The organism is Chryseobacterium polytrichastri (genome assembly GCF_900142445.1).
Lineage (GTDB): Bacteria > Bacteroidota > Bacteroidia > Flavobacteriales > Weeksellaceae > Chryseobacterium > Chryseobacterium polytrichastri.
In genome coordinates, this window is the sequence record NZ_FRAV01000031.1 from 16,342 (window position 1) to 30,705 (window position 14,364).

10 protein-coding genes are annotated in these 14,364 nt (G+C 34.4%); 9 read left to right on the top strand and 1 reads right to left on the bottom strand.

What is annotated here, in order from left to right; translation table 11 throughout:
* Positions 1-24 precede the first annotated feature (24 nt).
* The 7 genes from BUB80_RS17160 (at position 25) to BUB80_RS17190 (ending at position 7,899) form a co-directional block, all read left to right on the top strand.
* On the top strand, positions 25-687 hold the full coding sequence (locus tag BUB80_RS17160) for a succinate dehydrogenase cytochrome b subunit (protein WP_073295410.1): 663 nt from the start codon (positions 25-27) through the stop codon (positions 685-687).
* 15 nt (positions 688-702) lie between these two features.
* A complete protein-coding gene (locus tag BUB80_RS17165) occupies positions 703-2,715 on the top strand; it encodes a fumarate reductase/succinate dehydrogenase flavoprotein subunit (RefSeq protein WP_073295413.1) in 2,013 nt (670 codons plus the stop codon).
* A 24-nt stretch (positions 2,716-2,739) separates the two neighbouring features.
* Positions 2,740-3,507 carry a succinate dehydrogenase/fumarate reductase iron-sulfur subunit gene (locus tag BUB80_RS17170; RefSeq protein WP_054511535.1) on the top strand — a complete coding sequence of 256 codons (768 nt, stop codon included), beginning with the start codon at positions 2,740-2,742 and terminating at the stop codon, positions 3,505-3,507.
* Between the two features lie 137 nt (positions 3,508-3,644).
* On the top strand, positions 3,645-5,183 hold the full coding sequence (locus tag BUB80_RS17175; RefSeq protein WP_073295416.1) for a TlpA family protein disulfide reductase: 1,539 nt from the start codon (positions 3,645-3,647) through the stop codon (positions 5,181-5,183).
* Between the two features lie 117 nt (positions 5,184-5,300).
* The gene (gene rlmD, locus BUB80_RS17180) at positions 5,301-6,707 is read left to right on the top strand and encodes a 23S rRNA (uracil(1939)-C(5))-methyltransferase RlmD (protein WP_073295418.1); all 1,407 of its coding nucleotides are present in this window, start codon (positions 5,301-5,303) and stop codon (positions 6,705-6,707) included.
* A 36-nt stretch (positions 6,708-6,743) separates the two neighbouring features.
* Complete coding sequence (locus BUB80_RS17185; protein ID WP_228433874.1) at positions 6,744-7,265, top strand: DUF6452 family protein; 522 nt, start codon at positions 6,744-6,746, stop codon at positions 7,263-7,265.
* On the top strand, positions 7,231-7,899 hold the full coding sequence (locus tag BUB80_RS17190; RefSeq protein WP_073295421.1) for a DUF6048 family protein: 669 nt from the start codon (positions 7,231-7,233) through the stop codon (positions 7,897-7,899). The genes BUB80_RS17185 and BUB80_RS17190 overlap by 35 nt, the downstream gene beginning before the upstream one ends.
* A 6-nt stretch (positions 7,900-7,905) precedes the next feature.
* On the opposite strand, the gene BUB80_RS17195 is transcribed toward BUB80_RS17190, so the two are convergent.
* Positions 7,906-8,373, bottom strand: coding sequence for a hypothetical protein (locus BUB80_RS17195; RefSeq protein ID WP_073295423.1), 468 nt, complete (start codon positions 8,371-8,373; stop codon positions 7,906-7,908).
* Positions 8,374-8,460: 87 nt separating this feature from the next.
* Between BUB80_RS17195 and BUB80_RS17200 the strand changes: the two genes are divergently transcribed.
* Both BUB80_RS17200 and BUB80_RS17205 read left to right on the top strand, forming a co-directional pair.
* Positions 8,461-10,479 carry a M43 family zinc metalloprotease gene (locus BUB80_RS17200; protein ID WP_073295425.1) on the top strand — a complete coding sequence of 673 codons (2,019 nt, stop codon included), beginning with the start codon at positions 8,461-8,463 and terminating at the stop codon, positions 10,477-10,479.
* Positions 10,480-11,108: 629 nt separating this feature from the next.
* A complete protein-coding gene (locus BUB80_RS17205; RefSeq protein WP_073295428.1) occupies positions 11,109-14,132 on the top strand; it encodes a reprolysin-like metallopeptidase in 3,024 nt (1,007 codons plus the stop codon).
* Positions 14,133-14,364: the final 232 nt, after the last annotated feature.

Here is a 14,364-nt window from a genome sequence, read left to right on the forward strand (position 1 = left end):
GTAGAAATTCAAATTTAAACTTATATGGCAGGTTTAACGAGTTCTACAATAGGTAGAAAATATGCTATGGCATTATCAGCTATGTTTTTGCTGATTTTTCTTATACTGCATTTAACGACAAACTTATTATCCGTTATCAATCGTGATGCTTTCAATACAGCATCTGATTTCATGGGGTATAATCCTTTTGTTCAGTTCCTCATGCAACCTGTTCTAGGTTTTGCAGTTCTTTTCCATTTTATTCTGGGATTTGTATTAGAGGTGAAGAATAACAAAGCGCGTCCTGTAAAATACGCTGCAAACAATGCTTCTGTGAATTCTTCATGGATGTCTAGAAATATGATTATTTCTGGTGCTGTTGTTTTAGCATTTTTAGGATTGCACTTATACGATTTCTGGTTACATGAAATTAATTACAAGTATGTAGAAGGATTAGCTCCTGATGCAGAACGTTTTTGGCCAGAATTGCACGAAAAGTTTGCTGATTTCTGGAGAGTGGCAATCTATGTAATTTCTTTTGTTTTATTGGGATTACACTTAGCTCACGGTTTTCAGTCTTCATTCCAATCAATTGGGGCAAGACATCCGAAATACACTCCGGTAATTAAAGCTTTAGGAAAATGGTACTCAATCCTTATTCCTGCAGGATTTATTTTTATTGCGATTTTTCACTTTATAACTCAATAATATCAATATACTAATATGAGTAAATTAGATTCAAGAATTCCAGCTGGTCCTCTAAAGGATAAATGGAAAAATCATAAAGACCATATGAACCTTGTTGCACCAAACAACAGAGATAAGATTGATATTATTGTTGTAGGTACAGGTTTGGCAGGAGGTTCTGCAGCTGCTACTTTGGCAGAGCAGGGATATAATGTAAAAGCATTTTGTTATCAGGATTCTCCAAGAAGAGCGCACTCTATTGCTGCTCAAGGGGGGATCAACGCTGCTAAAAATTATCAGGGTGATGGTGACTCTACTTATAGACTATTCTATGATACAATCAAAGGAGGTGACTATAGAGCAAGAGAAGCAAACGTATACAGATTAGCTGAAGTTTCTGCTAATATTATTGACCAATGTGTTTCCCAAGGGGTTCCTTTTGGAAGAGATTACGGCGGACAATTAGATAACCGTTCATTTGGTGGAGTTCAGGTTAAAAGAACTTTCTATGCCAAAGGGCAAACTGGTCAGCAGTTATTATTAGGTGCTTATTCTTCATTAAGCCGTCAAATCGGTAAGGGTAGAGTAAAAATGTATAACCGTCATGAAATGCTAGACTTAGTAATTGTAGACGGAAAAGCAAGAGGTATTATCGCAAGAAACCTTGTAACTGGTGAAGTTGAAAGCCATTCTGCTCACGCTGTAGTTATTGCTTCTGGAGGATACGGAAATGTATATTTCCTTTCTACAAACGCAATGGGTTCAAACGTTTCTGCAGCTTGGAAAATTCACAAGAAAGGAGCATATTTTGCAAACCCTTGTTATGTGCAGATTCACCCGACTTGTATTCCTGTTCACGGAACACAGCAGTCTAAACTTACTTTGATGTCTGAATCATTAAGAAACTCAGGAAGAATCTGGGTTCCTAAAAAGATTGAAGATTCTGTAGCAATCAGAGAAGGTAAATTAAGAGCTGAAAGTATTAAAGAAGAAGATAGAGATTATTATTTAGAGAGAAGATATCCTGCATTCGGAAACTTGGTTCCTCGTGACGTTGCGTCTAGAGCAGGTAAAGAAAGATGTGATGCTGGTTTCGGAATCGAGAATAATGATACGAAAGAAGGGGTTTACTTAGATTTCTCTACAGAAATCATCAAGAAAGGTAAAGAAGCTGCTATTGAAAAGCATATTCACAATCCTAGTGATCAGCAAATTTACGACCTTGGAAAAGCTTGGATTGAAGAAAAATACGGTAACCTATTTGTAATGTACGAAAAGATTACTGCTGACGATCCTTACAAAACTCCAATGAAAATTTATCCTGCAGTTCACTACACAATGGGTGGTGTTTGGGTTGATTATAACCTTCAGTCTACAATCCCTGGATGTTTCGTAATTGGTGAAGCTAACTTCTCAGACCACGGTGCAAACAGACTTGGAGCTTCTGCATTGATGCAGGGTCTTGCAGACGGATATTTCGTACTTCCTTATACAATTGCAGATTATCTTTCTGCAGATATTAGAACAGGAGCTATTCCTACAGATTCAGCTGATTTCATTGAAGCTGAGAAAGGAATTAAAGATAAAATAGATTTCTTCTTAAATAACAAAGGAACTCATTCTGTAGACCACTTCCATAAGCAATTAGGAAACATTATGTGGAATAAAGTAGGAATGGGAAGAACTCCTGAAGGATTAAGAGAAGCGATTAAAGAAATTGAAGAAGTGAAAAACGATTTCTGGAAAAACGTAAAAGTTCCGGGAGACGTTGAAGGTATGAACACTGAGCTTGAAAAAGCATTCAGAGTAGCAGACTTTATTGAACTTGGACAATTAATGGCTATTGATGCATTACACAGAAACGAATCTTGTGGTGGACATTTCAGAGAAGATCATGCGACTCCGGAAGGTGAAGCAGAAAGAGATGACGTCAACTTCAAATATGTAGGAGCTTGGGAATATCAGGGTGATGATATCAAGCAGGAAGTTCTGCACAAAGAAGATCTTATCTATGACAACATAGAAGTTAAAGCGAGAAGTTATAAATAATCTCCAACCTATAAATATAAAATTATGAGTGCAAAAAAAGGCCTTCATCTTACGCTGAAAATTTGGAGACAAAAAAATAGTAAAACTAAAGGTCAGTTTGAGACCTATAAAATATCGGATGTTTCTACAGATTCTTCATTCTTAGAAATGTTAGACATCCTTAATGAGAATATTATTAACGAGGGAAAAGAGCCTATCGCTTTTGATCACGACTGTCGTGAAGGAATTTGCGGAATGTGTTCTCTTTACATTAATGGTAGAGCTCACGGTCCGGATACGGGTATCACAACTTGTCAGTTGCACATGAGAATGTTCAAAGACGGTGAAACTATCGTTATCGAACCTTGGAGAAGTGCTGCTTTCCCAGTTATTAAAGACTTAATGGTAGACAGAAGTGCATTCGACAGAGTAATGGCTGCGGGTGGTTTTATTTCTGTGAATACCTCAGGAAATACATTAGATGCTAATGCTATTCCGGTTCCTAAAGAAGATGCAGACAAAGCAATGGATGCTGCGGCTTGTATCGGATGTGGAGCTTGTGTGGCTACTTGTAAAAACGGATCTGCAATGTTATTTGTTGGAGCTAAAGTTTCTCAGTTTGCTTTACTACCGCAAGGTAGAGTAGAGGCTAAACGTAGAGTTCTTAACATGGTTCAGGCAATGGATGAAGAAGGATTCGGTAACTGTTCAAACACTGGTGCGTGTGAAATAGAGTGTCCTAAAGGAATTTCTCTTGAAAACATTGCTAGAATGAACAGAGAATACATGGCAGCTCTAGTAGACCAAGGATAGAATTGATTTAAATACATGAAAAAGATCGTCTCCTCAGTGGTAGACGATCTTTTTAGTTAAATCTTTCATAAAAAATGCTTTTAGATTGTATTAAATATACTGAAAAACTTATTTTTGTTAAATTATAAAATTCAATAATGAAAAAATATCTTTTATTGTTTATCATCGCAGTGTTTGTGATGTCTTGCTCTAAAAAAGTTGAAGTAAAAGGAAAAATCAGTGGAGGGTCTCCATTAGAAAGAATAGAGTTTATCGAAGCTTCTGGTGTTGCTACGTTACCGTTGGCAAACATTGGGGTAAAGAATGATGGTACTTTCGAAGGAAGTTTTGAAGCTCCTAAAAGCGGAATGTACGTTATTTCTTATGGAGGTAAGCAGAATTTGGTTTACTTAAAAGCTGGTCAGGCTCTTAATATTTCTGGAAACGGACCTACTTTCCCTTCAGAATATGTGATCACTGGTGATGCTAAAAAGAATAATGATTTCTTTACTGCAGCTCAAAAATATCTTACAAATTATGCTCAGGGTGTGAATATGAATGAGCTAATGACGAAAGATGAGGCTACATTCATTAAAGGGATTCAAAAAGTAGAAGCTGATATCAATAAAAATATTGACGAAAACGTTAAGAAATTCAATCCTGATAACGAAGTAGTTCAATGGAAAAAGAATGATATCGCAAGTACATTACTTTCTATTATGACTCAGTACGATATGAGTCATAAGCAAATGGGTAATCCTTCTTTTAAAGTGACTAAAGCTTTTACAGATTATGAAAATAAGCTACAAGCTAATAAGGATGAAATGGTGAAAAGTAATCCAGCTTACAGAAGTTACCTTTTATCTAAAATGAGCCCTGATTTCCAAAAGTATGCAGAAGCAAACAGCAAAGGAAAAACGGACGTTACTACTTCAGAATTATTCGATCAATTCTTGAAAGGTAAAAAAGATGTTTCACAAATTACCAAAGATTATCTTTTGGCATTTGTAATGGCTCAGTCTGATATTCACCCGAATACTCCTGAGAAAACATCGGATAAGATCAAAAAAATCATTGACGAAGATATTAAAGACGCTACTATTAAAGCAGATCTAAAGAAAATTCAGTTTGCGATCAACGGATTCAAAATTGGGGATGTTGCTCCAGAAGGTGCATTGGCAAAACAAGACGGTAAAGCTTATAAGCTTTCTGAAAATAAAGGAAAACCATATATGCTAGCATTCTATGCTTCTTGGAATCCTTACATCGGAGAAGCTACTGTTCCTGTATTGAAAGAAGTTGCAAACTTCTACAAGTCTAAAATGAATTTCGTATTCGTAAATGTAGACGATACTAAAGATCAGTTTGTAAAAACAAGCAATTCTTTATTGAAAGGAATTACAGGTGTAAATGTATATGCTGATGGAGGATTGAATTCTGATATGGCTAAAAAATATGGAGTGTACGGATTCAAATTACCTTGCTTCATCATTATCGATAAAGATGGAAAAATTGCTAGCAAGCCATTCTTCAATCTTGGTGATCCGGAATTGGTAACTGTTTTAGATAAACAAACAGGCCTTTCAGCTCCGAAAGTAGATCCAAACATGCAGTTGCAACAAGGTATGGGTGTAGATCCTTCTGCTCAACAGCAGGTTCCGCAGCCTTCAAATCCGCAACCGGCTCCTAAAAAATAGTAAACTTTAACATAGATAAAAACCTTGTCCTTCGGATAAGGTTTTTTTTATTGTATTTTTGCAAAATGAAGCCGCAAGGTTTCATTTGATTATATTAGAAAAAATAGAAAATAGGGAATGAGAAAGAAGAAAGATATTATTCTTGAAAATATTAAATTGTTTGGTGCAGGAGCCAAAGGCATCGCAATCGGAAAAACAGAAGAAGGAAAGACTGTGCTGGTTTCCGGTGGGGTTCCAGGAGATGTAGTGAATGCTAGAGTGAAAAAATCTAAGTCCAAATATTATGAAGCTGAAACAACTGAGGTGGTTACAAAATCTCCATTCAGAGTAGATGCTAAATGTATTCATTTTGGAACGTGTGGTGGTTGTAAATGGCAGAATATGAGCTATGAAAAGCAACTTGATTTTAAGCAAGAAGAAGTATACAATAATATAAAAAGAATTGGCGGAATTGATGATTTTGAAACCGTTCCAATCTTAGGTGCTGAAGAACAATATTTCTACAGAAATAAAATGGAGTTCTCTTTCTCTAATGCGAAATGGCTTACTCAATATGAGATAAGTTCTGAAGAAAATTTCGGAAATAGAGATGCACTTGGTTTCCATATTCCGGGAATGTGGAGTAAGATCTTAGATCTTAAAGAATGTTTGCTTCAGGAAGATCCTTCCAATGCGATTCGTTTAGCTGTAAGAAATTTCAGTGTTGAAAACGGGTTGGATTTCTTTGATGTTAGAAATCAAGAAGGGTTTTTAAGAACATTAATGATGAGACAAAACTCTAAAGGTGAATGGATGGTTTTATTCCAACTTTATAGAGAAGAAAAAGCGAACAGAGAAAAACTTTTCCAATATTTATTAGAGAAATTCCCGCAGATTAAAACGTTGGTTTATGCTATTAATCCAAAACAAAACGATTCTATCTACGATTTAAATGTAAATATTTATTTCGGTGATGGATTCTTAATGGAAGAAATGGATGGGTTGAAGTTCAAAATTGGTCCAAAATCATTCTTTCAAACCAATTACAAACAAGCTTTAGAACTTTACAGAAAAACGTTAGAGTTTGCCGATTTAAAAGGTGATGAAGTTGTTTATGACTTATATACAGGAACAGGAACAATTGCTCAATATGTTGCCAGAAATGCAAAGCATGTGATCGGAATAGAATCTGTTCAGGAAGCAATTGATGCTGCTATCGAACATGCTGAATTAAATGGTCTTACCAATACAACGTTCTATTGTGGAGATATGAAAAATGTCTTCAATGATGAGTTCTTGGAAAATCATCCAAAAGCAGATGTATTAATTACAGATCCACCAAGAGATGGAATGCACCAAAAAGTGGTTGAGCAGATCTTGAAATTGGCACCGGAAAAAGTAGTATACGTAAGTTGTAACTCTGCAACTCAGGCTAGAGATTTAGCCTTAATGAAAGATCATTACACATTAGTTAAAATTTTACCGGTAGATATGTTCCCACAAACGCACCATGTGGAGAATATTGCATTACTGATTAAAAAATAATTTATTTACATTTGAAGATCAAAATATTAATATGAAATGTCAGTTCCATCTGACCAAATTAAAAATATAAACGTACAGATGAAATATTTTAAATTCCTCATATTGACGTGTTTTTTAGAAATGCTTTTTTCTTGCGGAGGAGATGACGATATCTGTGAAAGCGGAGAAGGAACACCTAGAATGAAGATAGGCATTAAAAGTTTTGAAACAGATAAACCTGGGGTTATAGATTCATTGTATGTAGCGGTGGATTATGGCTCTGGGACTAAGGTTCAATTGGGAAAAACCGCAGTCGTATCATCTAGATTGATACCTTTACGTGTTGATGATGCTCCTTACACAGATATTTATTTTAGAACAAGGCTTAATGGTGCCGAATCCAAGGTTAGGATAAATTATACAACAAAAGCTACGTATGTTTCTCCCGGTTGTGGAATTAAAAAAACATACGGGAATTTAACGACAGAATTAATTACTCCTACTGTTGTAAAGAAAGTAGAAGTAGACTTAAATCAAATAGAGAATGAAGACAAAACTAATATTTTCCTTCTTTTTTAGTATACTAAGTTTGTTGAGCTTTGCTCAGGAAAAGAAAGAAGTAAAAGAAGTGAAAAAAGAAAAATGGACATATAAACCTAATTTTATGGTTGGTTTTGATCTTCTAAATGCAGGAAGTTCTTTCTTTTCAGATAGAAAAATGTATCAGGGATTTATATCATCTAAAATTAAAAATGATCTTCACGCAGTTATTGATGCTGGATTTGATTCTAATGTATATCAGAAAAACGGTTATGATGTGAAAGCAAATGGTCCTTTTCTTAAACTTGGTGTTTTCTATATGCTGGCAAAAGATGCTGAAAATGAATTCAACGGTTTTTATGTTGGAGGAAAAGCGGCGGGTTCATTTTATACTCAGGAATATATGGCCGTTCCGGTGCGTGGATTTGGGGGAAGCAGTACTTCAATAGCGTATCCATCCTCTACGCAATCCTCATATTGGTTAGAAGGAATGATAGGAGGTAGAGTTCAACTATTTGAATCTAATTTTTATATAGATGTTAATCTTCAGCCTAAGTATTTAATATATACAACAAAGCAAGACGAAATCCAACCAATGATCGTTCCTGGCTTTGGGAAAAGCTCGTCTAAATTTGCAATGGGATTCGCTTGGAATATTGCGTATAAGTTTTAACAAATACTATTTTTTTTGAGGATTATGCTTTTCTTTTACATTGCCCATAAGAGCTTTGTAGAGATTTTCTAATTCTTTTGGAGGAATACCAGCATCGAAAGTGGAAGAGGTATATTCTTTTCCATTAGCATAGATTATTATGGTTGATGCCAAAGCTTTGTCGGAATATCTACCGGTAGTAGGTGATACAAACGAACCTATTTTTGATAACTCAATCAAATCTACCTGTTCGGTAATGTTTTTCCATTCGTTTGTAGATATAGATTCATTTTTTATATCCCCATTAAGGGATATTATTTTTGAGTTGAGTGTAAAGGTGATAAGTCTGTTGGTTCCTCTTGTCTGTTCTTTTAATTCAATTTTTAGCAATGAGGAATTATTTCTTAGGTTATTATGATCATTCTTTTGTTGAGATTTACAACTGATGTTAAGCAAGAAAAAAAAAGAAAGTAGAAGTAAAGTGTAGGGTTTCATTATTTTTATAAATTTATTTATTTTACAAACGTATTGATGATTTTTTTGTTGAAAAACTAATATATTTGCAAAGTTAATAAAAAAAATATGCGAAAATCTACTACTTCAAAATCACTTTTTTTGTTACCTCTATTTTGTGCTGGTTTAATGGTGGCACAAAACACTAAAGGGACTAGAAAAAAAATTGAATCTATTGAAAAGACCCCACAAGAGCTTGTCCAGTCTAACGGTTTCGAAAGATGTGGTACAACGGAATATGAAGAATTTTTAAGAAAAAATTTTCCGGGAAGACTATCTGTTGATCAGTTCGAAGCGTGGTTGAAACCATTAATTCAAAAAGCTAAAAATGAGAAATCACAGAATGGAGGTATTATTACTATTCCTGTAGTTGTTCACGTTATTCATGGTGGACAAGCTTATGGTTCTGCTCCAAATATTATAGATGAGCAGGTGATGTCACAGATTATAGTAATGAACCAAGATTATCGTAAATTAATGGGGACCCCAGGGTTTAATAATAGTGCTGTTGGGGCTGATGTACAACTTCAATTTGCATTGGCAAAGGTAGATCCAAATGGAAATCCGACCAATGGAATTGATAGAGTGAATTTGTGCCAATCAACTTTCAAGAAAGATGTTATTGAAGCTTTTGTAAAACCTGAAACTATTTGGAATCCCAATCAATATATGAATATGTGGAGTGTAGCATTTGCATCTCCAAATACAAATTTATTAGGATATGCTCAGTTTCCGGATGGATCAAATCTTCCTGGTTTAGATCCACTAGGAGGGTATGATACTACTGATGGTGTGGTTGCTAGTTACAATGCATTTGGAAGTAATGATTTTGGAAACAATTTCATTTTAAATTCTACTTATAATAAAGGGAGAACAATGACTCATGAAGTGGGACATTTTCTAGGCTTGAGGCATATTTGGGGAGATTCTGCTTGTGGAGATGATTTCTGTGCGGATACGCCTACAGCTCATACTGCAAATTATACTTGCATAGATATTGCAAGCTGTAATGATCCGTCAGTATTGGAGATGGTTCAAAATTATATGGATTATACTAATGATGCTTGTATGAATATCTTTACGATTAATCAAAAAGATAGAATTACAGCAGTAATGAATAATTCAGCTAGAAGAGCCTCATTAAAAACATCTACTAAAGATGTTGCAATTCCGTTATTTGCAAATGATGCTGAAATTAAATTAGAAAGAACATGTGCAACAGTAACTTGTGAAGCTGTACAAAGTATTCCTGTATCCCTATTTAATAGGGGAACAAATGTTCTTACTTCAGCTAAGATAAATTATACTATTAATGGGGTAGCACAATCTCCATACAACTGGACTGGTACCCTACCTCAAGATAAACTTCAATTATTAAGTCTTCCTGTTGCTGCTGGAACGATAGGTGGTCCAATGACTATTAGCATTGAAACAGCGAATGGTGTAGCAGATCAAAGAGCTTCGAACAATACTGTTACTTCAACTTATGTCGGAGCGCCAATGCCTGTAACTAATAATGTAATATTTAATCTTCAATTAGATTATTACGGATCTGAAACAAGTTGGACATTGAAAAATAGTGCAGGAGCTACAGTTTATAGCGGTAATAATTATCCTGATGTACTTGATCCAAATACGATGCCTATTCCGGCATTAATTACCCAAAACTGGACACTAAACCCAGATGATTGTTATACATTCACAATTTCTGATTCTTATGGGGATGGTTTTGCTTTTTATGGTGGATATTTTAATATTAAAACCCCAGCAGGAATTACTTTAATTTCTGGTGGTAGCTTTACTACTTCTCAAAGGAAGGTAATGAAAGTTTCAAATGCTCTAAGTACAAGCGAAGTGAATAAGAAAGATCACTTTGGAATATATCCAAACCCTGTTAGTGATATTTTAAATATTACGAATGTTTCTAATAAAGCTACTTTCCAAATTCATAATGCAGTTGGACAGGTTGTAAAAGGAGGAAATATTGATAATAATCAAGTTAGAGTAAGTGATTTCGTAAAAGGAACTTATATTATTACGATAAAAGATAATACAATTTCAGAAAGTATTAAGTTCATCAAAAACTAGTGATTTTTTTTCATTAAGCAAAAAATATTCAGACTTTCTGAGATCACTGAAAAAGTTAGCTTTTTATAGATTAGAGCTTCAAAGTGGTCAAGTATAATATTTTTTACTTGATAAGTTTCAATATTTACAGTATTATAGGACAGTTAGTAAATAACGGAAATATCAACTCAGTAAAAATTAAAGCTTCTTAATTGGTAGAAGGTGGATATTTAATTACAATTGAAGAAAAAGATTTATTCAAATCTAAATTCATCAAAAAAATAATTAAATGCCTTAACAATAATGTATCCTCAGGTTTTTACCTGGGGATTTTTTTATTGAATGAAGGTTTTTTGATATAGCTCATTCAGAATGATGTAAAAAATGTGTATTGTGACTTGTTTTAGTAATAGCAAATTTGCTGTAGAGATTGAATGTGTAAATATCTATAAAAACGTATTATTTATGAAGATATAATGTGAATATCTTATATAATTTAGAATGTAAAACAGATTGTAAAAATGGTGGGGATTTGCCTTTTATATATTGAATAAATATCTTTTGATGAATTTTAAAAGATTAATTGTTTTATTTTTGAGAATAATAAGTGTAAAATAGCTATATTTGGCGAAATATATAATTAAATATTTATGAAGAAAATACTTACTATCTTACTTTGTAGTTTAGTTGGTGGCTCTGCGATTGCACAATGGACACCTAGTACTGCTAAAATAGATAAAAAAACAAGATCTGGGGATGTGAAGGCTGTTACTGTGGCCTCATATTTTAAATTAGATCTGAATCAATTGAGAGTTCAATTGAAAGATGCACAGGAAATGGGCCGTAATGCTAAACCTGTTATTATTTCTATTCCTACACTGGATGGAAAAATTCAAAACTTTAACGTTTACAGCTTTCCTGTAGTAGTGAAAGAACTTGCTGATCAGTATGAGTTGGGTTCTTATATAGGAACAGCTGTTAATGATCCTACACAGAGTATTAGATTTTCTGTAGCGCCAAATGATTTCCAATCTATGTTATTTAACAATGGAAATTATGAATTTGTAGAGCCTGTTGATAAATCAACTGGATTATACTCAGTACACCCAAAAACAGCTAAATCTGGAGATAAGGCCTTTATGTGTAGTACTGAAGAATCTCCTTCTGCTGTAAAGCAAATTAATGAATTGATGAAAAAGGGTAAATCTTTTTCAAGTCAAATAGGAAACACAAATAAGAGCTACGATCAGAAATACAGAACAATGAGGTTAGCAATGTCTGTAACTGGTGAGTATACTCAGAAATTTGGAGGTACTGTTGCTGGTGCTTTGACGCAGATAAATGCTACAATGACAAGAGTAAACGGTGTTTTCGAAAAAGATTTTGCTTTACATCTTAATTTACAAAACTATACTAATATAATATATACCAATGCTGCAACAGACCCATATTCTATACCTTCAGTTGGTACTGACCCAAATAACAGTAGTAATGCTGATGGTTGGAATGTTCAGCTTCAACGAGCGCTTAGTGTGAATGTTGGAAGTGCAAACTACGATATAGGACATCTTCTAGGCGATAGTGGAGGTGGTGGAAATGCAGGATGTATAGGATGTGTTTGTATAGATCCTACAGGAGCTGCTGCTACTTCTCTTTCTAAGCAAAAAGGTTCAGGATTCACTTCTCCTGGAGACGGTATTCCTCAAGGGGATAATTTTGATATTGATTATGTTGCTCACGAAATGGGTCACCAGTTAGGAGGTAATCATACATTCTCTCACGCTCTTGAAGGTGCAGGTACAAATATGGAACCAGGCTCTGGGTCTACAATCATGGGGTATGCTGGTATTACTGGTGCTACTACTGATGTTCAGGCGCATTCAGATTCTTATTTTCATGTGATAAGTCTAGATCAAATAAATACTAATTTGATCAATAAAACGTGTGATGTTGAGACTCCGATTGCGAATACTCCACCTGTAATTGCAGATATGGAAGACGTAAATATACCTAAAGGTACGGCGTTTGTATTGACAGCTTCAGCTACAGATGCTCAAAATGATCCAATGACTTATACTTGGGAAGAAATAGATAATGCAAGTGTTGTTATTAATAAAAATAATTTAGGAACAACTGCTACAGGAGCTTCGTTCAGATCGATAGTACCTACAACAAGTCCGACAAGATATTTTCCTAAATTATCTTCTGTATTAGCAGGAGTTTTGGATAATTCTAATAACGGTTGGGAATCTGTGTCACAAGTAGCAAGAACAACAAATTTTGCAGTTACAGTAAGGGATAATAATCCAAATCCTGCTCAACAGCAAGCAGATTATAACCTTCAAAAGGTTATTGTTGGAAACGATGGTCCTTTTAAAGTTAATACTCAGTATGCAAATGCTGGTGCTGCAACCATAGTAGAGTGGGCTGTTGCCAATACAAATGCAGCTCCATATAATGTGGCTAATGTTAAGATTGATTATACTACAAATAATGGAACTTCTTGGACTGTTTTAGCGGCTTCTACTCCAAATGATGGAACTGAAAGTTTTACTTTTCCTTCATCATTAAATGGTCAAGTTATTAAATTAAGAATTTCATCTATTAATAATGTATTCTATGCGATAGGTGCAATTAATGTAACGGTGTTTTCTGCATGTGATGGTTCTGCTCCTACAGGAGTTGTGGCAAGTAATATTACTTTGAACGGAGCTACTATAAGCTGGACACCAATGTCAAATGCGACTTATAATATTCGTTACAGAAAAGTAGGTCAGCTTACGTGGATACAAACAACATCTGCTACACCAACTATTACATTAACAGGTTTAAGTGATGGAACAGCTTATGAAGTTCAGGTATCTGCTGTGTGTTCAGGAACTCCTGGAGCTTACTCAGCTTCAACAAACTTCTCAACTTCACCAGTTACTTATTGTACAGTAGGAAGTACTAGTGGACAGTATAACTTCATTTCTAACTTAACGTTAGGAGCAGTAAATAATACTACAACTGGAGCAGCTGGAACAACATATTCAAACTTTACTACAAACCCATCATTACAACCTATCTTGTTGCCTAATAGCACAAACAATACAATTAGTACTTCTATTACTGTAACTTTAGCTGGTGCTGCAATGAATGGAATGGCTATTTGGATTGATTTCAATAAGAATGGAATTTTTGATGCAAACGAAAGGGTTCTTAACATGCCTGCAAATGCTTTACCAGTAGGAACAACTGTTAAGACAGGAACATTTACAGTTCCATCAACAGCTGTAGTGAATTCTCCATTAAGAATGAGAGTTGTTACTGTTTTAATGACGGCAGCATCTGCAGGCAGTAGTATTCCAGATTCATTTGCTTGTGGGGCTTTCCCTAATGGAGAAGTTGAAGATTATAGTGTTATTGTATCTGCACCATTGGCGACAAATGATCTTGCTAACCCTAAAGATGGTATTCAGATTTACCCTAACCCAGTATCTGATATCTTAAATGTTACTAAAGTTTCTGATAAAGCTACTTTCAAAATTTACAGTGCTGCAGGTCAGTTAGTAAATAGCGGAAATATCAACTCAGGAAAAATTAACGTTTCTGAATTAGTAAAAGGTGGATATGTTATTACAATTGAAGAAAAAGGAAAAGATTTATTCAAATCTAAATTCATCAAGAAATAATAAAAATCCCATAACAATAATGAATCCTCAGGTTTTTCCTGAGGATTTTTTTTATGATTAATATTTAAGGTATGGTATAGGGAATTTTTGATAAAAAACACTGTTGAATTGGTAAATTAATAATAAAAAATCATTAGATTTGTTTAATTAATACAAAATGCAGAATATTATGATTAAATTCTTTACTCCTTTATTAAATCTCCGATGTACAAGTAATATTGATCTTATAAAA

What these genes read in the sequence shown, in the direction of transcription:
- BUB80_RS17160 (WP_073295410.1), top strand. Translation starts at nt 25, where the DNA reads ATGGCAGGTTTAACGAGTTCTACAATAGGTAGAAAATATGCTATGGCA.
- BUB80_RS17165 (WP_073295413.1), top strand. Translation starts at nt 703, where the DNA reads ATGAGTAAATTAGATTCAAGAATTCCAGCTGGTCCTCTAAAGGATAAA.
- BUB80_RS17170 (WP_054511535.1), top strand. Translation starts at nt 2,740, where the DNA reads ATGAGTGCAAAAAAAGGCCTTCATCTTACGCTGAAAATTTGGAGACAA.
- BUB80_RS17175 (WP_073295416.1), top strand. Translation starts at nt 3,645, where the DNA reads ATGAAAAAATATCTTTTATTGTTTATCATCGCAGTGTTTGTGATGTCT.
- rlmD (WP_073295418.1), top strand. Translation starts at nt 5,301, where the DNA reads ATGAGAAAGAAGAAAGATATTATTCTTGAAAATATTAAATTGTTTGGT.
- BUB80_RS17185 (WP_228433874.1), top strand. Translation starts at nt 6,744, where the DNA reads ATGTCAGTTCCATCTGACCAAATTAAAAATATAAACGTACAGATGAAA.
- BUB80_RS17190 (WP_073295421.1), top strand. Translation starts at nt 7,231, where the DNA reads ATGAAGACAAAACTAATATTTTCCTTCTTTTTTAGTATACTAAGTTTG.
- BUB80_RS17195 (WP_073295423.1), bottom strand. Translation starts at nt 8,373, where the DNA reads ATGAAACCCTACACTTTACTTCTACTTTCTTTTTTTTTCTTGCTTAAC.
- BUB80_RS17200 (WP_073295425.1), top strand. Translation starts at nt 8,461, where the DNA reads ATGCGAAAATCTACTACTTCAAAATCACTTTTTTTGTTACCTCTATTT.
- BUB80_RS17205 (WP_073295428.1), top strand. Translation starts at nt 11,109, where the DNA reads ATGAAGAAAATACTTACTATCTTACTTTGTAGTTTAGTTGGTGGCTCT.